Consider the following 24,785-nt stretch of genomic DNA (forward strand, 5'->3'; position numbering starts at 1 on the left):
GCCTCTTTACTGCTTGAGTTTCGGGTCGAGTGCATCACGCAAACCATCGCCCATGAGGTTGAATGCCAGAACCGTCAGCAGGATGATCACTCCGGGGAAGGTCACCACCCACCAGGCACTTTGCGCGTACTGCAACACGTCGGAGAGCATGGTGCCCCACTCCGGCGTCGGCGGTTGCGCCCCCATACCGAGAAAGCCCAACGCTGCCATATCAAGGATGGCGTTGGAGAAACCTAATGATGCCTGCACGATCAGCGGTGCCAGGCAGTTAGGCAGAATATTGACGAACATCTGGCGCAGCGTACCGGCACCCGCCACGCTGGACGCGGTGACGTAATCGCGATTCACTTCCACCAGCACCGCCGCACGCGTCAGACGAATATAGTGCGGCAGCGCCACGAACGTCAGCGCCAGCCCGGCATTAACAATCGACGGACCGAAAATCGCCACCAGCACCAGCGCCAGCAACAGGCTGGGCAGCGCCAGCATGATATCGACCAGACGCATAATGATGGCGTCAACCACCCCACCGAGGTAACCGGCCATCAGACCGAACACCACCCCGAGGATCAGCGACAGCACCACCACCAGACAGCCCACCAGCAGTGACAGGCGCGCACCAAACATCAGGCGCGACAGGATATCGCGGCCAACATCATCGGTGCCGAGAATAAATTTCCAGCTGCCACCGTCCTGCCAGACTGGTGGGTGCAGCAGCGCATCACGGAACTGTTCAGCTGGCGCATGCGGGGCCAGAAATTCGGCGAAGATGGCGACAAGCAGCATCAGGATGATGTAGACCAGGCCAATCACCGCGCCTTTATTACGTTTGAAGTAGTGCCAGAATTCCTGAATCGGGGTCATCGGCTTGGGTGCAGCGCTTACGCTTGCGGGATCAACAGCAGACATGATGCCCCCTTATTTCTTATGACGGATACGTGGATTCACCACGCCGTACAACAGATCAACCAGCAGGTTGACCAGGATGATCAGAATCGCCACCAGCAGCACGCCGCCCTGCACTACCGGATAATCGCGGCGTTGCAGCGCTTCAATCAGCCAGCGCCCAAGGCCCGGCCAGGAGAAGATGGTTTCTGTCAGAATCGCGCCCGCCAGCAAGGTACCCACCTGCAAACCGATGACGGTCACCACCGGCAGCATGGCGTTGCGCAGCGCGTGCACCACAATCACGCGCATCCGCGTCAGCCCTTTGGCGCGCGCGGTGCGGATGTAGTCTTCGCCCAGCACTTCCAGCATCGAGGAGCGCGTCATACGCACAATCACCGCCAGCGGGATGGTGCCCAGCACGATGGCGGGCAGAATCATGTGCATCACCGCATCTTTGAAGTCACCCGGTTCACCCCACAACAGGGTGTCGATCAGCATAAAGCCGGTAAGTGGATGGCTATCGTCGAGGAAGATGGTGTCACTGACGCGCCCGGAAACCGGCGTCAGGTTGAGTTGCACCGACACCAGCATGATCAACATGATGCCCCACCAGAAAATCGGCATCGAATAACCGGTGAGTGAGATGCCAACGGCGGTGTGATCGAACACCGAACCGCGTTTCACCGCAGCCAGCACGCCCACCGGGATACCGACGGCAATGGCGAAAATCATCGCGCAGATGCCCAGCTCCAGCGTGGCTTTAAAGCGCGGCACGAATTCGTCCCACACCGGAATGCGGCTTTTTAATGAGATACCTAAATCGCCGTGCAACACACCGTTGATGTAGGTGAGATATTGTTTCCACAGGGGTTGGTCAAGACCAAACATCGCCATCAACTGCGCATGGCGTTCTGGCGAGATACCGCGTTCGCCCGCCATGATCAGCACCGGGTCACCGGGGATCAGATGGACAAATGCGAAGGTCAACAGGGTAATACCGATAAATGTCGGGATGACAAGTCCCAGACGTCGGAGTATGAACTGCAGCATAAGCCGGACTCTCAGTCATTTCCCACAGCGTTGCCACCGGGGACTACATTGCTCAAAACAAGCATCCGGCACATAGCCGAACGCGACGCCAGAAGCGCTTCAATATAAGAATTTAGCCGGAAAAAAAGTGCGGAGTGCGGGCGGTAAAGATACCGCCCGAGGGCCGACGGCGTCGGCCCTGACCGCCATAATCCGAAAGGTTATTCCTGGATATCGACGTTTTCGAAGTGATGTTTACCTAACGGGTCAACCACATAGCCGGTCACTTTCTTGCTGACGGGCTCATACACAGTCGAGTGAGCAATGATCAGCGCCGGAGCCTGGTCATGCATGATCACCTGTGCCTGTTTGTAGTATTCAATACGTTTGTTGTGATCGGCTTCAGCACGTGCAGGCTGAATCTGATCTTCAAACGGCTTGTAGCACCAGCGCGAGTAGTTAGAACCGTCTTTCGCCGCTGCACAGCTGAACAGGGTGGCGAAGAAGTTGTCCGGATCTCCGTTGTCACCGGTCCAGCCCATCATCACCGTCTGGTGTTCACCCGCTTTGGCGCGTTTCAGGTACTCGCCCCACTCGTAGGTTACGATGTTGGCTTTCACGCCAATTTTCGCCCAGTCAGCCTGAACCATTTCCGCCATACGACGGGCGTTCGGGTTGTATGGACGCTGAACCGGCATTGCCCACAGGTCGATGGTGAAGCCATTCGGCAGGCCTGCTTCTTTCAGCAGTTCTTTCGCTTTAGTCGGGTCATACGGATAATCTTTAACCGCATCGTTGTAGCCCCACATGGTCGGCGGAATCAGGTTCTTCGCCGCCTGGCCTGCACCCTGATACACCGCATCAATGATGGCTTGCTTATTCACTGCCATGGTCAGTGCCTGACGCACTTTCACGTTATCCAGCGGTTTTTTCTCGGTGTTGAACGACAAGTAACCGACGTTCAGACCCGGTTGCTCCATCAGATTGATGTTTTTGTCTTTCTTCATGCTGGCGATATCAGCCGGGTTCGGGTACGGCATCACCTGGCACTCGCCTTTCTGCAACTTGGCATAACGCACGGAAGCATCTGGCGTGATGGAGAAGACTAAGCGATCGATCTTCGGCTTGGTGCCCCAGTAATCCGGGTTAGCTTTGTAGAGGATGCGTGAGTCTTTCTGGTATTGCAGCAGCTGGAACGGACCGGTACCTACCGGGTTCAGGTCCAGTTTTTCCGGCGTACCGGCTTTCAGCATGTTGTCAGCGTACTCTTTGGACAGGATAGAAGCGAAGTCCATACCGAGGTCAGCGAGGAACGGTGATTCCGGACGTGTCAGCACGAAGCGAACGGTGTTGTCGTCCACTTTCTCGATTTTGCTGATCAAGTTCGGCATGTCCATGCCTTCGAAATACTCGTAGCTGCCGCCAGAGACGCCGTGGTACTTGTTGTTTTTATCGAGCTGACGCTCGAAGGAGAAAATCACGTCATCAGCGTTGAAGTTACGCGTCGGTTTGAAGTCTTTGGTGGTTTGCCACTTCACGCCTTTGCGCAGATGGAAGGTATAGGTTTTGCCGTCAGCGCTCACATCCCACTTTTCGGCCAGGCCCGGTTCCACTTCTGTGGTGCCGATTTTGAATTCAACCAGACGGTTGTAGATCGGTACGGAGCTGGCATCGTAGGTCGTACCAGAGGTGAACAGCTGAGGGTTAAAGCCTTCCGGCGAACCTTCTGAACAGTAAACGAGGGTTTTCGCCTGAACACCTGCGGCAACGGTCATAGCAATCAGGCTCAGACCGACCTTCAGCATCCTGGATTTAGCCAGGGAGTTGATCATGTTTTGCTCCATTGTGATGTGATGTTGTGTGCGTTGCGCCTGACCTCTGATTTTTTTATGCGGTTCAGGCAAGTCACGTTTGTGACCAAAATGCGAGCCGTTGTTGTTGTTGCACTGGCACCGTGGAATCTGCCAGATGCGTCGGACTCTGCATCTATTGACGCATCAATTTGTCAACAGTTGCAAAGAACGTCAATACAAGGTGGGGTTATTTACAGAGAGTGTGAGTAACCGCAAGCAACGATAAAAAATACCCTTCAACCGGTAAGCCAATATTTAAAAAGGTGATAAAGCCATCTACACCGAGCAATTATCTGGATATATAGCCAAATGACAGTGATTATCACCGCTAAAAAACATACAAATATTGCCAGTAAATGTTGAATATATGAACGATTCCCCGTGCGTTATGACGTTCAGGCAGCGAAATATGCTGGACTATTGGCATAAGAAATCAGCAAAAAGTAAAAAGCGGTCATAAGAAGAATGTGTCGCGAATTAAGCGGGCAGCTAAGCAGCAGCAAGGGATTGATAGCCGTGAGCAGGAATAATGACGACTAATGGACGATCGCCGAGGGTAAGGGGTGAATTGTTAACTTTTGGTATTTCGATCATCCACAGCACCAGGCCGTAGCGGCGCGATTTATCGCGCAATTCCGCGTGCGATGCAGAAAAACCCGCGCGATAAATCGCGCCGCTACGGATAATGCAGACGAAAAAAAACCTGCTTTTACAAGCAGGTTTCTTAAATCTGGTCGGTGAGAGAGGATTCGAACCTCCGACCCCTTCGTCCCGAACGAAGTGCGCTACCAGGCTGCGCCACTCACCGATGGGGGCGCATCTTACTGCGCCACTTCTGGAGCGTCAATCCCTTTTTGTGCAAATCCACGCGATCGCCTGGAAAGCAGGCAGCAGGGAAAAAGCCTCTGCTGCTCAATAAGTTCCAGGCAAAAATTACAGCATTTTGGCTTCTGCCGCTGCCGCTGGTGCCTGGCACCAGTTATTCGCCGCTTTAATCCCGCCGTTCGGCGAGCTGTAACCCAGGCAGCCGAGAATGGTGTCGAACAACTCAACATGACGATGCGTTTTGCCGACGCGCTGTTGCGCCTGCAAACGTTCGAAATTGCTGCGGTTGGTTGGGTCAGCCAGATACTTATCCGAGGCCCAGACCATCATCGGGACGCGGAACTGTTCCGGCGGTGCCATTTCGCGCGGTGTACCGTGCAAATGCATATTCTCGCTAATCGACTCACCGTGATCGGCGGCATAGAACACAATCGCCTTCTTGTCGCGCAGCTGGTCTAACACGCTATCCAGCATGGTATCGACATAAAGAATCGAGTTGTCATAAGCATTGATCAGTTGTGCTTTGCTACAGGTTTCATCGACACCCATACACTCCGGCTGATAACGGGCGAAACTGCGCGGATAGCGCTGCGAATAAAGGTAGTGCGAACCTTTGGTATGCAGCACCACCAGATGCTTACCTTTCGGGAAACGCTCCAGCGACGCCTGTAACTCTGGCACCAGCAGCATATCGTCCACCGGCTTACCCTGATTACGTTTCTCAGAGCCAATTTGCTCACGGAACGAGAAGTTATTCACATCGGCGTTATCGTAGAACCACACTTCGCTCTGCATGGCGAACAGCTCCGATGTGAAACCCAGCTCTTTCATTACTGCGAAGATATTCTGTTCTTTCAGGGTGCGCCCGGGGTTATCCATGGTGCCGCCTTCACGAACGAACATGCAACGCAGTGACAGCTTGGTCGCGGTATCGCAGGACTCGCCACGGAACGCCACCAGGTTCTTCTCTTTCGATAACTTCGGCGTGGTATCGCGTGAATAACCCAGCATGCCCATATGATCCCAGCGCGTCGTCTCACCAATCACAAACACCACGTAGGTGTCATCAATACCGGGCGGTGCCACGTAGGTAAACTGCTTTGCCGGGTCGAGCAGTTCCTGGCTATCCAGCTGCTCATCCACTTTGGTCCAGGTAAACAATCCAAGCGCGGCAATCCAGTTGGAAGGCAGATAAGAATGCGCTACCACGCCACCATAACTGGGCAAGTCGATATTGGTGATCTCTTCATTGGCTTTTTGCAGCCTGTCGAAATAGCGAATCGGCAGCCACACCAGCGCCACGCTCAGCAGTAAAATCACCGTGGGTTTGAGACGCTGGCCCGGCGTTTTCAACTGATTAATCAGCGTCTGACTCAGGTTGTTACGCCAGATCATCAGCAGCGGTAAGGCGCTCACCAGCACCATCCACAGCACAAAATGCAGGCCAATCACTTCTTTCGACAAATCAACATCGGTGGTCATCACCGAAGCGACGATGCCGTAGCCGATCACCACGTTAAAAAACGCCATGTAATAGGCAGAGGCGACGGAAATGACTACCAGCAGGCTGGCGAGCACGCGATAAATCCATTTACCGCCCAGCGACAACAACCGCATCAGGAAGAAGGTCAGCAGTACTGCCGCCACCACTTCTGCCACAGCAGAGGCCCATTCGGTCAGTGTGAATTTCGTTAGATAACTGTCAAAACGTCGATAAAAAATCGGCAAATTCAACAGGATGCCGATATACAGCGCGAGCAGCAATGACAGCTTCTGCTGCGTTAAGGTTTTAATATAATTCATGAATTTACTTATTCCCGGCCTGGTGTCGGAGCTATGACCCTAAATGTGACTGTGTAAAGACAACAGAGTTCGCACAGTTTGCTAAAAACGTGATGAAACGTGCAGGATCGGGACGAATCTGAACGGAGAGAACACGATGATGCGAAGCCAGGCAGTAGAACATTTAACCAGAGGTATGACCAGAGAATTTTTTGAGCGTCGCCTGGAAAGTTTTAATTCATGAGAGGAGTACCTACTTCACTTTGATGATTCTGCCATCATCTGTGAGCTGATAGGTTGAATAATCAAATCTAAACTGCGTTATGCCATCTCGTGTGAAATAAACAGCCATAAGTCTTTTCTTATCAATACAATTTTTGGGCGGCTGCATATCATCAAAACATAAACGATCTTCCTTACCCAGTTCTTTATAGCCATCACCAAATGCAAAAATTGAAATCAATGCTGGCCCCCCTTCCTCTTCAGAAACGATATTATATTTTAACCGAATTTCATTCTGATTCTTCAGCCACCATTGAACACTTGCCACTTGCGACAAGGGCAAGTGGTCTACGAGAATTTCCGCAGTGTATTGATTATGATGTCCCCCCATGACCATGACATCCCGATTGTTCAGGTATATCAACGACCCGGCGATAGCTGCGGCGATACCAGCTAATAAAAAAAAACCTCTTCTCATCAACGCCCTCCTTGAATATCTACGACTGCTTCCATATTTGTTAAAAATGGACGAAAACCGAACCTATCAAAACGTTGAAGAATGAACCAAATGCGAAAAAATTGGAACTGATTAAATTTTTTCTTTCGAATATCATCTACATCCAGACCAAAATGATCCTGCCCCATATATTTCACTTTTGCATGCCAGTGATTTCCATCAATTTCCAGGTTCAAAAGCTCAATTCGTGTCGAATGAACATCGTGTATAGTAATACCCATTCCATTAATTTTATCGAGTATTAAGGAATCGAACTTGGGCAGAATACTGTCTCGAATAAAGAAATTCAAACCATCAATACTCTGTTTAGTAAGTATTTTATTAGTAAAATCAATACAGGTATTTAATCCTGTGATGATAGCAAGCCTCGAACTACTGTCAGAATTATCCCTCAAAATCTTCTCCCTGTATGCCATATCCAGCTGCATATCCCGGAAGGGTGCTCCGGTCGATTGCTGAAAATGCCGGAGCATTTTATTGATCAGGTGTTTATATGGCCCCACGCAGGCGTAGGGTAGCGAAGTCACCTGCATCTCTTCAAACAATATACGGGCACATTCCTCCACACTCACCGCTGCTCCACGTTTGCCACCGTAAGCACCATGGAAACGTGACTGAGGATTATGGAATGCCGTCAGCCGTGTCATGCTGTAGGGATCAACCTGATTAGATACGTGATTGAGATGAAACTCGTTCTTTAGACGCACTTCAGAAATATCGCCATAGCGCATATCATCCGCGCCATAGTCATTAAAAAAACGTTGGGTGATATAAATCGTTTGCGGAAAGGTTGCCATTGCCATGCGGAGTTACTCCCTGTAACCGGCTGTCCATGATGCTGGCTATTAAATCGTATTCCCCGGCAGAAAAAATTGATCAAACCCCAGAAAATGAAATCCCCAAAAATAAAAAAGACCCCGCAAGGAGTCTTTTTTATTACCCGAATAACTAAAAAGAGTCATTAATTAATGATATTCAGTGTAACGTCAATATTGCCGCGTGTAGCATTAGAATACGGGCAGACGATATGCGCAGCATCCACCAGTTTCTGTGCTTCAGCAGCGTCCATACCTGGCAGATTAATATTCAGAGTCACCTGAATGCCGAAACCATTCGGGATCGGACCGATACCCACTTCACCTTCGATCCATGCATCTTTAGCAATGGCGAATTTGTCGCGCGCGGCGACAAATTTCATCGCGCCGAGGAAACAAGCGGAATAACCTGCTGCGAACAGCTGCTCCGGGTTGGTCACTTCACCGCCCGCGCCGCCCATTTCTTTTGGTACGCCGAGTTTCACATCCAGCACACCATCAGAAGAAGTCGCACGACCATCACGGCCACCGGTGGCTTTGGCTTTTGCAGTATAAACAACTTTCTCTAAAGACATGATAACCTCACTAATTCGCTATATGATCGCGTGCTACTTATTTAGCACTGTCCTGATACACATGACACGGGTGCGTCGCACCCGCTCTTTTTTACTTAGCGCGATTCAGATTATCGCGCAAATCATCCAGCTGATTTTTCAACGCCAGCAGCGTGTCATCATCGCAGGCTGAGGCGCATTTGATCGCTTCCGGGATAGATTCCGCTTTCTGGCGCAAGGCGCGTCCCTCATCCGTCAGCGTGACCACCACCTGGCGTTCATCCTGACGCGAACGGGCACGACGCAGCAGCCCGGCGCTTTCCAGCCGTTTCAGCAACGGCGTCAGGGTGGCGGAATCGAGGAAAAGCTGCTCGCCAATCTCTGACACCGTCAGGTCGTCCTGCGTCCACAGCACCAGCATCACCAGATATTGCGGGTAGGTGATTTCCAGTTGCGCCAGCAGTTGCCGATACACTTTATGCATCGCCAGGTTCGCCGAATACAAAGCGAAACAGAGATGCTGATCGAGCTGGAGTGGCGTCTGCGACACTTTTTTGTCATCTTGATTACTGTTCATGCGATTTAATATAGATAGCGCGCTAGACAATTGCAAGCTACTTTTTCCCGGAGAACACAATATGCGGGATTCACTGGAAGATCAGGCGCGCCGCTATGCCACCCAGGCCCATGCTGCTGCCGGACAGCGTCGTAAATATACCGATGAGCCTTATATCGTCCATCCGGCAGCAGTCGCTGAGCTGGTGCGCAGCGTCACTGATGACGAGGCGATGCTGGCTGCCGCCTGGCTGCATGACACGGTAGAAGATACACCCAGCACATTACAGGATATTGAAAGCCACTTTGGCCCGCGCGTGGCTGAACTGGTGGATATGTTGACTGACAGCGCCCAGCCGCAGGCGAAAAACCGCGCTGCCCGTAAGCTGGCGCACTTCCGCCATACCGCACAGGCCTCCCCCGAGGCACAAACCATCAAACTGGCCGACATCATCGATAACACCCGCGCCATCGTGCAATTTGACGCCGACTTCGCCCGCGTTTATCTGGTGGAGAAGCAGGTGCAGATTCAGCTGTTAAATGAAGGAGACAAGCGTTTGTGGCAGCAGGCGGAGAATATTATTCGTCAGGGTATTGCCCAGCTGGCGCAGCCGCCGCACAGCGTACCGGAGAGTTGGTTTGTCAAACAGGCGGCCAAATACGGGGGTTTAAGTTAAAAAAAACCCGCCGTGATGGCGGGTCAGAACCGAATAGTCGGTGTTACTCAAGTAATTGTCGACCCAGATAGGGATTGGCCTGCAACAGCTTCATCAATTTACGTGCCGTAGCGGAAGGGCGCGTGCGTTGCGCCTCCCAGCTTTTCACTGAAGAGACGCTCACCCCCATCACGCGGGCGAATTCATCAACCTGCATGCCGGTCATCTCTCGTAAACGCTGCGGCTCGGGAACTGACGCCTTGTGAAGGGCGATTTCAGATACAGAAGGCTGTGCATCACGTGTCAAAACAATCTGTTCAAGACTACTAAGTAACTCGACCATTGGATCTTTTATTTCCATAGAGAACTCCTTAAAACTCACTATGAATCACGTGAAAGTAGAGAGGTAAAGCGTCCGCAGACGCTGAAACCGACCAGTTCAGGCTGCGTCCCACAACGGTTTAAGAGGTTTTATGATGAAACCGCTACGGGACACAGCCTGTTGCACACTGCGAAAAGATGCCAGAACAATGCAACAATTGGCCGGGTTTCTAAGTATGGGTCAGAACCCCGGCTTTGCCGCGTTTTTACTGATTATTTTTTGATCTTAATTATAGCTCAACAGGATCGATCACCATAAGTAGCTGACCCGCCTGCACTTGCTGCCCGACCTGCCGTTGCAGGCTATGGATTTTTCCGCTGACTGGCGCGACGATCGGGATTTCCATCTTCATTGATTCGAGAATGCCAACGGTGGCTCCCGCTTCAATGTCACTGCCTGGTGCCACCAGCCACTGCCAGACGCTACCTGCCACCTGGCTCTCCACACCATAACAATCGGCGGGGATGCTGGCCTCTTCACTGCTCTGCTCCGGCGGCTGGCTGTCAAAGGTAAACTGCCCCTCGGCACGCCAGCGTGCCAGTTCACTGTCAAATGCCTGTTGACGCTGCTGCTGGAAGTGGGAAATCTCGTCGGCCTGCTGTGTCAGTAACGACTGATAATCGGCGAGGCGGAATTCACCCTCCTCAATCCTCAACGGATAATCCCCCCAAGGAAAACGTTCCCGAATCTGTAGCAGCTCGTCGGCGCTGACCGGATAAAAACGGATCTGGTCGAAGAAACGCAGCAGCCAGGGTTGGGTGAACACTGACGTCTGACGGTCACGGTTCCACATCTGTAGGGTACGTCCGACAAACTGATAACCGCCCGGCCCTTCCATGCCATACACGCACAGATAGGCTCCACCGATCCCCACCGAGTTTTCCGCCGTCCAGGTACGCGCCGGATTGTATTTAGTGGTCACTAAGCGATGACGTGGGTCGAGCGGTGTGGCAACCGGTGCACCGAGATAGACATCGCCCAGCCCCATCACCAGATACGCGGCGCTGAACAGAATGTCTTTCACCGCCTCAACGCTTTCCAGCCCGTTGATACGACGGATAAATTCAATATTGCTCGGACACCAGGGTGCATTGGGTCGGACAGACTGGCTGTAGCGTTGAATCGCCACACGGCAGGCTTCATCATCCCAGCTGAGCGGCAGCCACAAGGTGCGCGAAGGAACAGCCGCATCCGCTAAGGTTCCCAGTAACTTATCAGCGTGCAAAATCTGCGCCAGAAGCTCACTTCTTGTACAGGCCTGCGCGTCATAATGAATCTGCAACGAGCGGATTCCGGGGGTCAGTTCCAGCCGACCCGGCAGCGGATGCGCCTCCAGCCACTGCATCAGCGCATGGACGCGGAAACGCAGCGCGATATCTAACAGAAGATCGCCATATTCCACCAACAGAAAACGGTCACCGGCGGCGCGTACGCACAATGATGGCAACCCCTCAGTTGCTGCATGTTGGTGCAACACCGGATCAATCAGGGGCAGCGCTACGCTTACGTTCAGCGGCTGTGCCTGGAGTGTGGCGATCTCCTCACGCTGCGCCTGCGCCAGTTGATCGGCGCTGGTCAGATCGATCGGCACAAACTGCACCCGATCGCCCGCTTTCAGCTGGCCAATCTTCCACAGATCGGCCTCGATCACCGTGGCCGGACAAACAAAACCCCCGAGCGACGGCCCATCCGGACCAAGGATCACCGGCATATCGCCAGTAAAATCGACGGTGCCAAATGCGTAGGCGTTGTCATGGATATTGGAGGGATGCATCCCCGCTTCACCGCCATCGCTACGCGCCCAGGTGGGTTTCGGACCGATTAAGCGAATGCCGGTGCGGCTGGAGTTGTAATGCACCTGCCACTCGGCAGCGAAGAATTCGCTGATGTCGTTATCGGTAAAGAAGGTGGGCGCGCCATGCGGCCCATAAATCACCCGCAGCTGCCAGCTTCCGTTGAGTTCCGGCAGCAACGCCGCTGGCAACGCGGCCTGCGGTAACTGCGCGGGGGCGGCGAGGTGCAACACATCCCCGGCGCGCAGCGCCCGTCCGGCATGGCCCCCGAATTTGCCCAACGTAAAGGTACTGCGGCTACCGAGATAGCGCGGCGTATCCAGTCCGCCCGCCAGCAGCAAGTAGCTGCGGCTGCCGTCATGCACGTCCCCTAGCGTCAGGGTTTGCCCGGCCTGGGCACTGATAATCTGGTTCATCGCCAGCGATTGCTGATCGAGCTGCGCCACCAGCGGTGCGCCAGTCAGCACAAAGCTACAGGCCTGATTAAAACGTAAGGTCGGGCCACGCAAGGTAATTTCCAGACCCGCAGCCTGGGGATCATTCCCCAGCAGACGGTTGCCGAGCTGGAAGGCGCGACTGTCGAACGGACCGGAGGGCGGCACACCGACATGCCAGTAGCCGGTACGGCCCGGCGCATCCTGCACCGTGGTCAGGGTGCCGCCGCTGAGGATATCCAGCGTCGGCGGTTGCCACTGCACGCCGCCGAGGGTTGCGGTAATGATACATCCCTGCTGCACCTCCGCCAGGGTCAGCAAATGGCGCAGCCACAGCAGATTGGTTTCGATGCCGTACAATTCTGTGGCGTCCAGCGCCTGCGCCAGTCCGGCCAGCGCCTGGTCGCGGTCCGTCCCATGCACAATCACTTTCGCCAGCATCGGGTCGTAAAACGGAGAAACCGCCATGCCGCTCTCAACGCTGCTATCGACCCGCAAAGTGGCGGCTGCCAGTTCCCCCGGGAAGGCGACATGACTGAGCAGACCGGCACTCGGCTGGAACTGTTTTGCCGGATCTTCCGCATACAAACGCACCTGAATCGCATGGCCGGTTGCCACCCGCGGCAAACTGGCGAGCGGCGGCAACGTCTGCTGCGCCAGCTCCACCATCCAGCGTACTAAATCCACGCCGTACACCATTTCGGTCACGCCGTGTTCCACCTGCAAACGGGTGTTTACTTCGAGGAACCAGAATTGCTGGCTGCCCTCGTCATAGACATATTCAACCGTCCCGGCGCTGCGGTACTGCACCGCACGTCCAAGGCGTACCGCTGTCGCCTGCAATTCGGCGCGTACCGCGTCACTCAGGCCCGGGGCTGGGGTTTCTTCCATCACTTTCTGATTACGGCGCTGCGCCGAGCAATCACGCTCGCCGAGCGCAATCACCTCACCCGCCCCATCACCAAAGATCTGCACTTCGATATGACGCGCTCTGGCGATAAATTTCTCTAAAAAGACGCCATCGTCGGCGAAATTATTACCTGCGAGGCGTTTTACGCGGGTAAAGGCATCGGCCAGCTGCTGTGCATCATCACAGCGCTGCATACCGATGCCGCCACCGCCAGCGGTGCTTTTCAGCATCACCGGATAGCCGATGTCGAGCGCGGCGGCCTGCGCCTGCTCCAGCGACGTCAGCAGGCCGCTGCCGGGCAGCAACGGGACATTATTGTCCTGCGCCAGCGCACGGGCGCGGTGCTTCAGGCCAAACGCTGCCATTTGCTGTGCGTTCGGCCCGAGAAAATGCAGGCCCGCCGCTTCGCAGCGATTAACAAATTCGGGGTTTTCACTGAGGAAACCGTAACCGGGATGCAGCGCCTGTGCGCCGCTCTGCGCGGCAATCGCCAGCAGCTTGTCCTGGTTCAGATAAGTATCGCGCACCTGGCCCTCGCCCAGCGACCAGGCTTCATCCGCCAGTCGCACATGGCGCGCGTGGCGATCGGCTTCGGCATACACCGCTATCGCCCGGATATTCATCGCTTGTAAGGTGCGGATAATACGCACCGCAATCGCGCCACGGTTGGCAATCAATACACGCTCAATCATGACTTCATCTCTCTTTCCGGCAGGTCGTCCTGCGCTGGCATTGACGGCAAATAACGGGTCGTCCCGTTGCGTCAGGAGATCACCACACGCTGACTAAAATCGGCGTCGGGTTGTAACCGTTACAGGGGTTGTTGAGCTGCGGGCAGTTGGAGATCAGCACCAGAATGTTCATCTCCGCCACCATCTCGACATATTTACCCGGCGCAGAAATCCCATCGGCAAAGGTCAGCCCGCCTTCGTGCGTCACCGGTACGTTCATAAAAAAGTTGATGTTGTGGGTGATGTCGCGGCGCGTCAGACCATATTCAGGATGTTCCGCCACCGCCAGCATCCAGCTGTCGCGGCAGGCGTGCATATGCCGTTTCTCCAGGTCATAACGCACGGTGTTACTTTCGGTGGCGCAGGCACCGCCGAGGGTGTCGTGGCGACCACAGGTATCGGCGACGATGGTCAGCATCGGACGATCGTCATTGGAACGCAGCACGCTGCCCGCCGTCAGAAACACATTTTGCTGGCCGCGCAGCGTGTCAGTCATGCTGTAGCGTTCAGCGGTGTCGTCAGCGTTGAAGAACAACGTATCCGCCGCCTGATTGCCTTCCAGATCGGTGATGCGCAACGTCGCGCCTTTTTCGATGCGATACAGCCAGTAATCACCGGCACCAATATGCTGCTGAAAATGGGCCTCGGCAGGATTCAGTAAACTTTCTTTGATCATCACAACTCTCCCTGCAATTGATAGAGCGCGTTATTACGCAGGCCGCGCTGGTTCTCGGCACGTTGCAGACAAATCTCCGGCAACGGCGCGCGCTGCGCATCGATCTGCAATCCCAGCGGCTGGCGCGGATAATCACCCGCCGGGGTGAGCGGATGCGGGCAGGTGTGCAGCATCACCAGGGTGTCCATGGCGAAACGCAGCCGGACCTGAGCACCGGCAGCACCCTGCCGTTCCCGTTGCAGCGTGCCATTGTCGTCGGCGCGTACCTGGGCGAAGAAGTTGATGCAGGCGGCCATATCACGCTTGCCGAGGCCATATTTCGCCAGCTCCACGAGGAAACTGTCGTAGCCGTTCTGATGGCGCTGATTACGTGCCTGCTGATAATCGCTGGCGCCAAACAGCGCGGCGGTTTGCGCGGCGTTCAGCGTGCCACACACGCTCTCGTGCCAACCGAAGCTATCCGCTTCAATACCGCAAAAGATGCGCCCCATGTCCGAGTAGAGGCAGTGCCCGGCGGTAAGACGAAAGGTGTGCTGGCACTTGAGGGTGTCCGGCGCGTTGTAACGCTCCAGCAGGTTTTCCGGGTTGTAAAACAACATGCCGACATTCGCGCCGCCCACCACATCGGTGAGGGTCAGCGCGGTGCCGCTGCGCATCACAAACGACCAGTGCGAGCCAGCCGGTAACTGCGTTTGATACGAGGTAGTCATGATTCTCTCCTTCAGGCGACCTGCGATTCGGCCAGCGGCGCATCAGCGGGCCGCTGCCGATCGAGCGGCAGGTCGTAAGTAATGGTTGCGCCCCAGGCTTCCGGCGCGTGGGGGTCGTGGCGCAGCTTGTCGAAAACCAGCAGGCGTGAGGCGAGGCTGAAGCCTTCTTTCAGATCGTGGGTGATCATAAAGATGGTCAGGCCATGCTGTTGCCAAAGCTGGGTGATCAGCTGATGCATCTCGCTGCGGATACCGGGATCGAGCGCGCCAAAGGGCTCATCCAGCAGCAGAATGCGCGGGCGCTTCATCAGTGCCTGCGCCAGCGCCAGACGCTGTTGCATCCCTCCGGACAGCTGATGCGGATATTTGCTTTGCGCATGTTCCAGACCTACCTGCGCCAGCATTTCCTGCGCACGCTGGCGGATGGCCTGCCGTTTGCGCCCCCAGACGCGTCCCAGCCAGCGGGCGGTGCTGAACTCTTCCGCCAGCATCACGTTGCCCAGCACCGTCAGATGCGGGAACACCGAGTAGCGCTGAAACACCACGCCGCGATGGGCATCGGGTTCATCGGGGATCGGTTCACCATCCAGCAGCAATGCGCCTTTGGTGGGGGCTTCGGTGCCGAGCAGCATATTGAGGAAGGTGGTTTTGCCGCAGCCGGAAGCGCCGACAATCGCCACAAATTCTCCCTCTTCCACGCTGATGTTCAGTCGCTCCAGCACCACCTGCTGGCCATAGTGCTTCTCAAGGTTTTTCAGTTGCAGTAAGGGCATGCTGCGTTCCTTATTTGGCGTAATACCACGGCCAGCAGCGACGGCTAATCAGCCGCAGCAGCAGGTCGAGGGCAAAGGCCAGCAGGGTAATCCAGGCGACGTAAGGCAAAATCACATCCATCGCCAGATAACGACGCATCAGGAAGATGCGGTAGCCGAGGCCTTCGGTGGCGACGATGGCTTCTGCGGCGATCAGGAACAGCCACGCCGAGCTGAGTGACAGGCGCACGGCATCGAACAAGCGCGGCATCAGCTGTGGCAGTATCACCCGCCACAAAATCTGCGCGCTATTGCCGCCCAACGTCTGCGCCTTCACCAGCTGCTCGCGCGGGATTTTCTCCACCTGGAGTTGCAAATCGCGGGCAATCAGCGGGGTGATGCCGATGACAATCAGCACCACTTTCGACACTTCACCGAGGCCAAAGCAGATAAACAGAATCGGCAGAATCGCCAGCGGCGGCACCAACGCGAACAGGGTGACCAGCGGAGCCAGCACCGCACGCACCACCGGCAACGCGCCAGTGAACAGGCCAATCGCCAGCGCCAGCATGGCGCTGATTAACACGCCGCTCAGCAGACGCATCAGGCTGGCGGCGGTGTCGGTCCACAGCAGATACTCCCCGGTACGCGGGCTGGGCTGAAACGCCATCCGGTTGATGGCGTCGCCCATGGCGTTAAACCCCGGCAGCAGCTTATCCGCCGCGTTGAGGCTCAGACGCGCATCCGACGCGAACAGATACACCAGCAGCAACGCCAGCAGCGGCAGCACACCGAGCAACAGGCGGCCCATCGGCAGCGGTTGATAGTTAATCAGTTTACGCATCGGCTTTGCTCCCGCTTACAGCTGGCCTGCGGCCGCCAGTTTGGTGTAGGTATCGATAAAGCGCAGTTTGATGTTGCCCGCGTTACCCCAGTTACCCGCCGGTGTTTCCACCCCCACCACATCGGCACTCGGCGCGGCCTCGCCCAGCAAGCCATGCTTGAAGGAGAACTCCGCCACCAGCTGCATCGTGGCTTTCAGCTGCGGGCTATCGACGAAATCGAGGGTGGTTTTGCCATCGCTGAACAGATGGGTGGCGGCCAGTTGCTGGTCAAAACCGGCGAGGTCAGTGCCGGATGCCTGCGCCATTTGCGTGCGTGCGGCGACGGCGGTCGCGCCCGGACCGGACATGGTTTTCAGGGTTTCATACCAGGCACCGGTCAACGCTTTGCCCAGCTGCGGGTATTTCTTCAGGGTGTTGGTGTTGACCACCAGCAGGTCGAGGATTTCGCCCGGAATCTGCGCCGAGGAGAAGATCAGATGGCTGTTCGGCACCTTCTTCGCTTCTGCCAGCAGAGGGTTCCAGGTGACGATAGAGTTGACGTCCGGCGTACCAAAGGCGGCCACCAGATCGGCATCAGCGGTGTTGACCACTTTGACATCTTTTTCGCTCATGCCGGATTTCTCCAGCGCGCGCGCCAACAGGTAATGCGAAACCGACAGCTGCACCAGATTGATCGGTTTGCCTTTCAGCGCCGCCACACTGTCCGCGCCTTTCAGCAGAATGCCGTCGTTGCCGTTGGAGTAGTCACCGACGATCAGCGCGGTGCTATCCACGCCGCCGGTGGCCGGAATGGTCAGCGCATCCATGTTGGTCATGGTGCAGCCGTCAAAGCCGCCTGCGGTGTATTGGTTGACCGACTCGATATAGTCGTTGACCTGCACAAACTGAATGTCGATGCCGTATTTATCGGCCCATTTTTTGACGATGCCATTCTGCTGGGCGTAATCCCACGGCATCCAGCCTGCATAAATGGACCAGCAAATCTTGAAGGAAGGTTTCGCGGCGGCAAGCGCGTTAACGCTGAACAGCGCGATGGTGCAAAGCAACAGCAAGCGAAGGCAGGCTTTGATCATGGTGGTTCCTCTGACGTTAGCGGACGAATAAAAGCAGGAGGCGGCGAGTAACGATCTCGCTTTCCTCCCGGGCTTTTATCCCGCCGTGTAACCGTCAGAGGACGGTCGGTCACTCTCGGACCAGCATCTCGCGATCGGAACCCTAGTGACCCATTGCAAATTGTCTGGCGACATCGGTTACCCGCTATCGCTCCTGCATCTGGCTAAAGTCAGGCAAAAAAAGTGCCAATGTTATATTTAATTGAAAAATATGAATTTTTATAAAAAACATCTCCCCCGGCAGCCAGGTTCTGCACAGCGGTGCAGCATCCGCGCACCAACATGACGCAGGCCAACCAGGCGCAGGTTGATGTAGTTCTCAGTTTTCACCTGGCACGAAAAAAAGTTTTACTTAACGATCATAGGGTTATTCCTCAATCCCTTTACCCGCTTCCGAACCAATTAAATATTGGTTCGCTTCTTGCCTAAGCTGATAACAACTGACCACCCCCGTAGCGGCGCGATTTATCGCGCGCCTTTTAACAGAACATGCATAAACAGCGCGATGAATCGCGCCGCTACCAGTTTGTGCAGGCTGTCGTTTGATGACAGACATTAGGTTTTACGCGATTCCAATTGATGAATAAACAGGCGAACCAATCATGAGTGACACGCCAAAATCTGCCATCAACTCCAGCTCGGCACTGGAGCAATTGCGCCAGCTGATTCAGCAGCAGGAGCACACGCCCGATCGCGCACTGCCGACCGAGCGCGAGCTGGCCGAACGCTTTGGCGTGGGTCGGCGCGAAATCCGCCGCGCGCTGGATGTGCTGGAAGAAGAAGGCCGCATCTGGCGTAAGCAGGGCAAAGGCACCTTTGTCGGCCCGGCCGCCCCGGTACAGCCGCTGGTGCTGCACGATTTGCCGCAGCAGTCGAACCTGCTGGAGGTGATGGAAGCGCGTCTGCAACTGGAACCAGGGCTGGCGCGCCTCGCCGCACTACGCGCCAGCAAAGAACAAATCGCCCTGATGAAACGCCTGATTGAACGCATGCAGGGCATTGTCGCGCCAGAAGATGGCGACCAGCACGAGCTGTGGGACAGTGCCTTTCACCGCGCTATCGCCGAAGCCGCCGGGAATCGCCTGATGCTTGGTCTGTTTGAAGCCGTCGACGCGGTGCGCCGTGACCCCGGCTGGCAGCATCTGCGCGAACAGGCACGCACCCCGGCACGCCTCGATACCTACGACAACCATCATCAGCGCCTGCTGGACCATATCGCCAATCGCCAGCCCCATGAGGCGGCGGCAGCGATGCGTGAGCACCTGCTGGCGCTGCAACAGGCGCTGATGGAAACCCTGTATGCCAGCCACGAGGAGACGCCATGACGGCCCAACCTGTTTTGTCGGTCAGCAATTTGCGCGTGCAGTTTCGCGGTTCACCGGTCACGGTGATCGACGATATCTCCCTGACATTGCACGCCGGAGAGACTCTGGCGCTGGTCGGCGAATCCGGCTGCGGCAAAAGCATCACCTCGCTGACGCTGATGGGCCTGCAACCCGATAGCGCGCGGATTTTACAGGGCGAGATGCAGTTTGATGGCCGCGATTTGCGCACGCTGAGCGCCGGTGACTACGCCAGCCTGCGCGGCAATCAGCTGGCAATGATTTTTCAGGAGCCGATGACCTCGCTCAATCCGGCCTTCACCCTTGGCGATCAGCTGAGCGAGGCGGTGATGCGCCATCGTAAGGTCAACCGCCGCACCGCCATGGACACCGCACTGGCCATTCTGCAAAAAGTGCAGATTCCGGCAGCGGAAATGCGCCTGAAGGCGTATCCGCATCAGCTGTCGGGCGGAATGCGCCAGCGCGTGATGATCGCCATGGCGCTGATTAACCAACCCAAACTGCTGATCGCCGATGAACCCACCACCGCGCTCGACGTGACCATTCAGGCGCAGATCCTCGATCTGCTGAATACGCTGAAGCAGGAAACCGGCACCGCAGTACTGATGATCACCCACGATCTTGGCGTGGTAGCGGAAGTCGCGCAGCACGTGGCGGTGATGTACGCCGGCCAGGTGGTGGAGAGTGGGACGGTGGCCGCGATTTTCAACGATCCGCAGCACCCCTACACCATCGGGCTGATGGGATCGATTCCCAGCCTGAGCGCCCGCAGCGGCGCACTGGCAACCATTCCCGGCTCGGTGCCGTTGCCAGAGAGCATGCCCGCCGGTTGCCGTTTTGCCACCCGCTGCCCGTTTGCAGAAACGCGCTGTCATCAGAACCGTCCGGCGCTGCGCGCGCTGACGCCGGAACATCAGGTGGCCTGTTTTCGCGCCCCGCTGGAACAACACGTTACGCTGGGAGAGATCGCATGAAACCAATTTTAGAATGTCGCGATTTAAGCAAAACCTTCAATGGCCCAAACCGCCTGTTTAAACGCAACCGTGGCGTCACGGCGGTGGACCGCGTGTCACTGCAGGTGATGCCGGGGGAAACGCTGGCGATTGTCGGCGAGTCCGGCTCCGGTAAATCGACACTCGGGCGTCTGTTGCTGCGTTTGCTGGCGGCCAGTGCCGGTGAAGTGATGTACGAAGGTGAAAGCATCACCCACGCCAGCGGTACGCGCCTCAATCAGCTGCGCCGCGAATTGCAGATTATCTTTCAGGACCCCTTTGCCTCCCTCAACCCCCGTATGACGGTGCAGCAGATTGTCGGTGAACCGCTATGGCTGCACGACAAAATGAACCGAGAAGCACGCCATGCACGGGTGGCGGAGCTGCTGCGCACCGTCGGCTTGCCCGCCGCCTGGGCAGAACGCTATCCGCACGAGTTTTCCGGCGGCCAGCGTCAGCGCATCGGCATTGCCCGCGCCCTCGCCTCGCAACCGAAGCTGCTACTGGGGGACGAGCCGGTGTCCGCGCTGGATGTTTCGGTACAGGCACAGGTGGTGAACCTGCTGGAAAGCCTGAAGCAACAATTTGGCCTGACGATGATTATCGTGGCACACGGTCTGGCGGTGATTCGCCATATGAGCGACCGCGTAGCGGTGATGTACCTCGGGCAGATTGTCGAACTGGCGGCGGTGGACGAGATTTTCGATGCTCCGTTGCATCCCTATACCCAGGCACTGATCGCCTCCGCGCCGCAGATGCAGCCCGGGGCCAGCCGCACCATTCCAATGTTGCAGGGCGATCTGCCCAATCCAGCCAATCCTCCCACCGGCTGCCGTTTTCACACCCGCTGCCCGTGGGCGACCGCCGAATGCCGCCAGTTTGAACCCATCAACCAGGTGCTGAGCGGTGGACGACAAATTGCCTGTCACCGCTGGCAGGAGATTAACCGCGACCGTAGCGCAATTGTGATTGCGCCGCCGTCTGCCGCCTTTTTACGTCGCCGCGCGCTGTTTGAGCAGGCGGTCAATCAGCAAGCTTAACCCTCTGGAGATTAGCCGTGAAGAAAGCGTTATTAACTGCCCTTAGTGGTCTGATGTTGCTGGGTGCCAGCGCGCATAGCCACGCCGAAAGCGTGATTCGCATCGGACTGGGTGCCGACCCGGACATGCTCGATCCCCATCTGGCGCGTACCTACTATGGCCGCTTTGTGTTTGCTGCCATGTGTGACCGGCTGGTCGATGTCGATGAGAACCTGAAAGTGGTGCCGGGCCTCGCCACCGACTGGGCATGGAGTGATGACGGCAAAACGCTGACCATGAATCTGCGCAGTGGCGTCACCTTCCACGACGGTGAAAAATTCGATGCTAACGCGGTGAAATTCAATATCGAACGCGCACTGACGCTGCCGGGTTCGCTGCGTAAAAGCGAAATCTCCTCGATTCAGAGCGTGGAAGTCAGCGGGCCGATGCAGGTCAAATTCCACCTGAAAACCCCGGATGCGGCGCTGCTCAGCCAGCTGACCGACCGCGCGGGCGCGATGCTGGCTCCCGAGGCGGCGAAGAAGCCTGATTTCGCCACCCACCCGGTGTGTTCCGGCCCGTATCAGTTTGAAAGCCGCGTGCAGCAGGACCGCATCGTCCTGAAACGCTTTGATAATTACTGGAACAAAAGCGCCTATCACTTCGACAAAGTGATTTTCCTGCCGATCCCGGATGCCTCGGTACGCCTCGCCAACCTGCGCGCTGGTGACCTCGATCTCACTGAAGGCGTGGCCGCCAGCGACGTGAAAACCGTTGAAGGCGACAGCAAACTGGCGCTGGCGAAAGTCACCGGCCTCGGTTATCAGGGCATCACCTTCAACATCAGCAACGGCAAAGTCGATGCCAATAGCCCGCTGAAAGATCCGCGTGTGCGTGAAGCCTTCTCGCTGGCCATTGACCGCGATGCGCTGAACCAGGTGGCGTTTGAAGGCCTGTATACCCCGGCTAATCAGGCGTTTTCCCCGGTCAGCCCGTATCACGTCAATATCCCGACCCCGGCACGCGATGTGGAGAAAGCCAAAGCGTTGCTGAAGGCGGCTGGCGTCACCACACCGCTCAACGTGACGCTGCTGGTCACCAACAACCCCACCGCGCAGCAGGTTGGCCAGGTGATTCAGGCGATGGTGAGCGAGGCCGGTTTCAACCTCAATCTGCAAATGAGTGAGTTTGCCACCCTGCTGGATCGCCAGCAGCGCGGCGATTACCAGCTCAGCCTGTCAGGCTGGTCCGGTCGCCCCGATCCGGATGGCAGTATTTACTCGTTTATCAACAGCAAAGGCACGCTGAACGATGGCCGTTACAGCAATCCGCAGGTGGATGAGTGGCTGAACGCCGCACGTCTGACCAACGATCAGGCGCAGCGTCAGGCGTTGTACAACAAGGTGGTGAACCAGCTGCAAACTGATATGCCGATTGCTTACCTCTACTTTGAGCCGCGCATCTTTGGCATGACGAAAAAATTGCAGGGCTTTAAAGCCTGGCCGGACGGGCTGGTTCGCCTGGCTGGCGTGAGCATGGCGCAGTAAACCGCTAAGGAGCGATGATGCTGGAATTGATTGTTAAACGGCTGCTGCTGGCCATTCCCACCCTGTTGCTGGTGAGCATTATGGTGTTTGCGCTGCAAAAGCTGCTGCCAGGCGACCCGGTGCTGGCGATGGCCGGTGAGGAGCGCGATCCGGCGGTCATCGCTCAGTTGCGTGCCGAGTACCATCTCGACGACCCAATCCCAACGCAATATTTCGCGTGGATTGGCAGCGCGCTGAAGGGCGACCTCGGCATGTCGTTGCGTACCAAAGAGCCGGTGACGGCGTTGATTACCAGCAAACTACCGGTCACGCTGGAGCTGTCGCTGCTGGCGATGCTGATTGCGCTGCTGATCGGCATCAGCATGGGGATTATCGCGGCGGTACGCAAAGATAGCTGGGTCGATCACACCACCAACTTTGTCGCGCTATCGGGCATCTCGGTGCCCCATTTCTGGCTGGGGATTCTGCTGATCCTGCTGTTTTCGGTGCACCTGCAATGGCTACCGGCCTCAGGTTTTGTGCCGGTAAGCGAAGATATGGCGCAGAACCTGAAAACCCTGCTGTTGCCCGCACTGGTGCTGGGCACCGGCCTCGCCGCCACCCTGATGCGCCATACCCGCGCCTCGATGATTGCGGTGCTGAAAGCGGATTACATCCGCACCGCACGCGCCAAAGGCCTGCTGGCCCCTAAAGTGGTGCTGAAACACGCCTTCCGCAATGCGCTGATGCCGATCGTCACCCTGACTACCTTGCTGTTTGGCGAACTGCTGGGCGGCGCGGTGCTGACCGAGCAGGTTTTTACCCTGCCCGGCTTTGGCAAGATGATTGTCGATGCGGTGTTTAACCGTGATTACGCCGTGGTGCAGGGCGTGGTACTGGTGGTTGCCATCGGGTTTCTGCTGCTCAACCTGCTGGCCGACGTGCTCTATCTGTTAATCAACCCGAAAATGCGAGGCTAACCATGAGCGAGGTGTTAACCGCAGGCGCAGTGCCTGCCGTAGCAAAGCCGAATCGCCGGGTGCTGAAGAAGTTTCTGCGTAATAAAAGTGCGCTGATTGGTGCGGTGATTGTGGTGCTGTTTGTCGCAGTGGCGCTGCTGGCCCCGTGGCTGGCACCCGCTGATCCCATCAAAGCCAACTTTCTGGCGGTACGCAAAGCGCCATCGGCGCTGTTCTGGTTCGGCACTGACGAACTGGGACGCGATATTCTGTCGCGTCTGATTTGGGGCGCGCGTACCTCGCTGCTGGCGGGCTGCATTTCGGTGATGATCGCCATCCTGATTGGTGTGCCGCTCGGACTGGTTGCCGGTTACTGGCAGGGCTGGTGCGACGGCATTATTTCACGCTTTATCGAGGCACTGCTCGCCTGTCCGTTTTTGATTCTGGCGATAGCGCTCGGTGCGTTTCTCGGCCCGAGCCTGTCGAATGCGATGATTGCGATTGGCCTGTCAGCGATGCCGATTTTCGCCCGCCTGACGCGCGGCCAGGTGATCGCCATTCGTCACGAGGAGTATATCGATGGCGCTCGCGCAATTGGTCTGCCGGACCGCTGGATCATCCTGCGTTACGTGCTGCCGAATGTGCTGTCGCCAATTCTGGTGCAGGCCACGCTGGCGATTGCGTCGGCGATTATCACCGAAGCCAGTCTGTCGTTTCTCGGTCTCGGCCAGCAACCCCCTTCACCCTCGTGGGGCGCGATGCTGAATACCGCAAAAGGTTACCTGGAACAGGCACCGTGGATGTCGATTTTCCCCGGCCTGGCCATTTTTCTCACCGTGCAGGGCTTCAACCTGCTGGGCGACGGACTGCGCGACGCGCTCGATCCGCGCAATGACTCACATTAA

22 protein-coding genes, 1 tRNA gene and 1 riboswitch are annotated in these 24,785 nt (G+C 56.4%); of the genes, 7 read left to right on the forward strand and 16 right to left on the reverse strand.

What is annotated here, in order from left to right; genetic code table 11:
• Positions 1-6: 6 nt before the first annotated feature.
• From dppC to PW844_RS19735, 9 genes are all read right to left on the reverse strand, one after another.
• A complete protein-coding gene (dppC, locus tag PW844_RS19695) occupies positions 7-909 on the reverse strand; it encodes a dipeptide ABC transporter permease DppC (RefSeq protein WP_299455485.1) in 903 nt (300 codons plus the stop codon).
• A gap of 9 nt (positions 910-918) precedes the next feature.
• Positions 919-1,938: a dipeptide ABC transporter permease DppB gene (gene dppB / locus PW844_RS19700; protein WP_084871670.1), complete on the reverse strand. Its 1,020-nt coding sequence runs from the start codon at positions 1,936-1,938 to the stop codon at positions 919-921.
• A 200-nt stretch (positions 1,939-2,138) separates the two neighbouring features.
• Positions 2,139-3,749: a dipeptide ABC transporter periplasmic-binding protein DppA gene (gene dppA, locus PW844_RS19705; RefSeq protein ID WP_299455488.1), complete on the reverse strand. Its 1,611-nt coding sequence runs from the start codon at positions 3,747-3,749 to the stop codon at positions 2,139-2,141.
• A 752-nt stretch (positions 3,750-4,501) separates the two neighbouring features.
• Positions 4,502-4,578: transfer RNA gene (locus PW844_RS19710), tRNA-Pro, on the reverse strand.
• Between the two features lie 125 nt (positions 4,579-4,703).
• On the reverse strand, positions 4,704-6,398 hold the full coding sequence (gene eptB / locus PW844_RS19715) for a kdo(2)-lipid A phosphoethanolamine 7''-transferase (RefSeq protein ID WP_299455490.1): 1,695 nt from the start codon (positions 6,396-6,398) through the stop codon (positions 4,704-4,706).
• A 232-nt stretch (positions 6,399-6,630) separates the two neighbouring features.
• Positions 6,631-7,077 (reverse strand): DUF943 family protein, encoded by a 447-nt coding sequence (locus PW844_RS19720; protein ID WP_299455492.1) that lies wholly within the window; start codon positions 7,075-7,077, stop codon positions 6,631-6,633.
• Positions 7,077-7,919, reverse strand: coding sequence for a DUF3289 family protein (locus PW844_RS19725; protein ID WP_299455494.1), 843 nt, complete (start codon positions 7,917-7,919; stop codon positions 7,077-7,079). Before PW844_RS19725 ends, PW844_RS19720 begins: the two co-directional genes overlap by 1 nt.
• Positions 7,920-8,077: 158 nt before the next feature.
• Positions 8,078-8,506, reverse strand: coding sequence for an organic hydroperoxide resistance protein (locus PW844_RS19730; protein WP_299455496.1), 429 nt, complete (start codon positions 8,504-8,506; stop codon positions 8,078-8,080).
• Positions 8,507-8,597: 91 nt separating this feature from the next.
• Entirely contained in the window at positions 8,598-9,062 is a 465-nt protein-coding gene (locus PW844_RS19735) for a MarR family winged helix-turn-helix transcriptional regulator (protein ID WP_084871664.1), read from the reverse strand.
• Positions 9,063-9,123: 61 nt separating this feature from the next.
• Between PW844_RS19735 and PW844_RS19740 the strand changes: the two genes are divergently transcribed.
• Positions 9,124-9,717: an HD domain-containing protein gene (locus PW844_RS19740; protein ID WP_299455498.1), complete on the forward strand. Its 594-nt coding sequence runs from the start codon at positions 9,124-9,126 to the stop codon at positions 9,715-9,717.
• A gap of 43 nt (positions 9,718-9,760) precedes the next feature.
• Here the strand turns inward: PW844_RS19740 and PW844_RS19745 are convergent, their stop codons facing one another.
• The 7 genes from PW844_RS19745 to PW844_RS19775 form a co-directional block, all read right to left on the reverse strand.
• Positions 9,761-10,057, reverse strand: a complete 297-nt coding sequence (locus tag PW844_RS19745; protein ID WP_084871662.1) for an HTH-type transcriptional regulator — start codon at positions 10,055-10,057, stop codon at positions 9,761-9,763.
• Between the two features lie 250 nt (positions 10,058-10,307).
• Positions 10,308-13,907: an urea carboxylase gene (gene uca, locus PW844_RS19750; protein WP_299455502.1), complete on the reverse strand. Its 3,600-nt coding sequence runs from the start codon at positions 13,905-13,907 to the stop codon at positions 10,308-10,310.
• Between the two features lie 79 nt (positions 13,908-13,986).
• Positions 13,987-14,622 carry an urea amidolyase associated protein UAAP2 gene (locus PW844_RS19755; protein WP_299455504.1) on the reverse strand — a complete coding sequence of 212 codons (636 nt, stop codon included), beginning with the start codon at positions 14,620-14,622 and terminating at the stop codon, positions 13,987-13,989.
• Positions 14,622-15,332 carry an urea amidolyase associated protein UAAP1 gene (locus tag PW844_RS19760; RefSeq protein WP_299455506.1) on the reverse strand — a complete coding sequence of 237 codons (711 nt, stop codon included), beginning with the start codon at positions 15,330-15,332 and terminating at the stop codon, positions 14,622-14,624. Before PW844_RS19760 ends, PW844_RS19755 begins: the two co-directional genes overlap by 1 nt.
• An 11-nt stretch (positions 15,333-15,343) precedes the next feature.
• Complete coding sequence (locus PW844_RS19765; RefSeq protein ID WP_299455508.1) at positions 15,344-16,105, reverse strand: ABC transporter ATP-binding protein; 762 nt, start codon at positions 16,103-16,105, stop codon at positions 15,344-15,346.
• 10 nt (positions 16,106-16,115) lie between these two features.
• On the reverse strand, positions 16,116-16,928 hold the full coding sequence (locus PW844_RS19770; RefSeq protein ID WP_084871657.1) for an ABC transporter permease: 813 nt from the start codon (positions 16,926-16,928) through the stop codon (positions 16,116-16,118).
• Positions 16,929-16,943: 15 nt separating this feature from the next.
• Positions 16,944-18,002 (reverse strand): putative urea ABC transporter substrate-binding protein, encoded by a 1,059-nt coding sequence (locus PW844_RS19775; RefSeq protein WP_084871656.1) that lies wholly within the window; start codon positions 18,000-18,002, stop codon positions 16,944-16,946.
• A gap of 62 nt (positions 18,003-18,064) precedes the next feature.
• Positions 18,065-18,159: riboswitch (guanidine-I (ykkC/yxkD leader) on the reverse strand.
• Between the two features lie 484 nt (positions 18,160-18,643).
• Between PW844_RS19775 and PW844_RS19780 the strand changes: the two genes are divergently transcribed.
• Genes PW844_RS19780 through PW844_RS19805 form a run of 6 tightly spaced genes read left to right on the forward strand, consistent with a single transcriptional unit; the run spans position 18,644 to position 24,785 of the window.
• A complete protein-coding gene (locus tag PW844_RS19780; protein WP_208713526.1) occupies positions 18,644-19,366 on the forward strand; it encodes a FadR/GntR family transcriptional regulator in 723 nt (240 codons plus the stop codon).
• Entirely contained in the window at positions 19,363-20,358 is a 996-nt protein-coding gene (locus PW844_RS19785) for an ABC transporter ATP-binding protein (protein WP_299455513.1), read from the forward strand. The genes PW844_RS19780 and PW844_RS19785 overlap by 4 nt, the downstream gene beginning before the upstream one ends.
• On the forward strand, positions 20,355-21,416 hold the full coding sequence (locus PW844_RS19790) for an ABC transporter ATP-binding protein (RefSeq protein WP_299455515.1): 1,062 nt from the start codon (positions 20,355-20,357) through the stop codon (positions 21,414-21,416). The genes PW844_RS19785 and PW844_RS19790 overlap by 4 nt, the downstream gene beginning before the upstream one ends.
• Before the next feature lie 53 nt (positions 21,417-21,469).
• The gene (locus PW844_RS19795; protein ID WP_299455799.1) at positions 21,470-22,942 is read left to right on the forward strand and encodes an ABC transporter substrate-binding protein; all 1,473 of its coding nucleotides are present in this window, start codon (positions 21,470-21,472) and stop codon (positions 22,940-22,942) included.
• Positions 22,943-22,959: 17 nt separating this feature from the next.
• Positions 22,960-23,901 (forward strand): ABC transporter permease, encoded by a 942-nt coding sequence (locus tag PW844_RS19800; RefSeq protein WP_299455801.1) that lies wholly within the window; start codon positions 22,960-22,962, stop codon positions 23,899-23,901.
• 2 nt (positions 23,902-23,903) lie between these two features.
• Positions 23,904-24,785, forward strand: coding sequence for an ABC transporter permease (locus PW844_RS19805; RefSeq protein ID WP_299455517.1), 882 nt, complete (start codon positions 23,904-23,906; stop codon positions 24,783-24,785).

The organism is Pantoea sp., assembly GCF_028283705.1.
Taxonomy (GTDB): domain Bacteria; phylum Pseudomonadota; class Gammaproteobacteria; order Enterobacterales; family Enterobacteriaceae; genus Pantoea.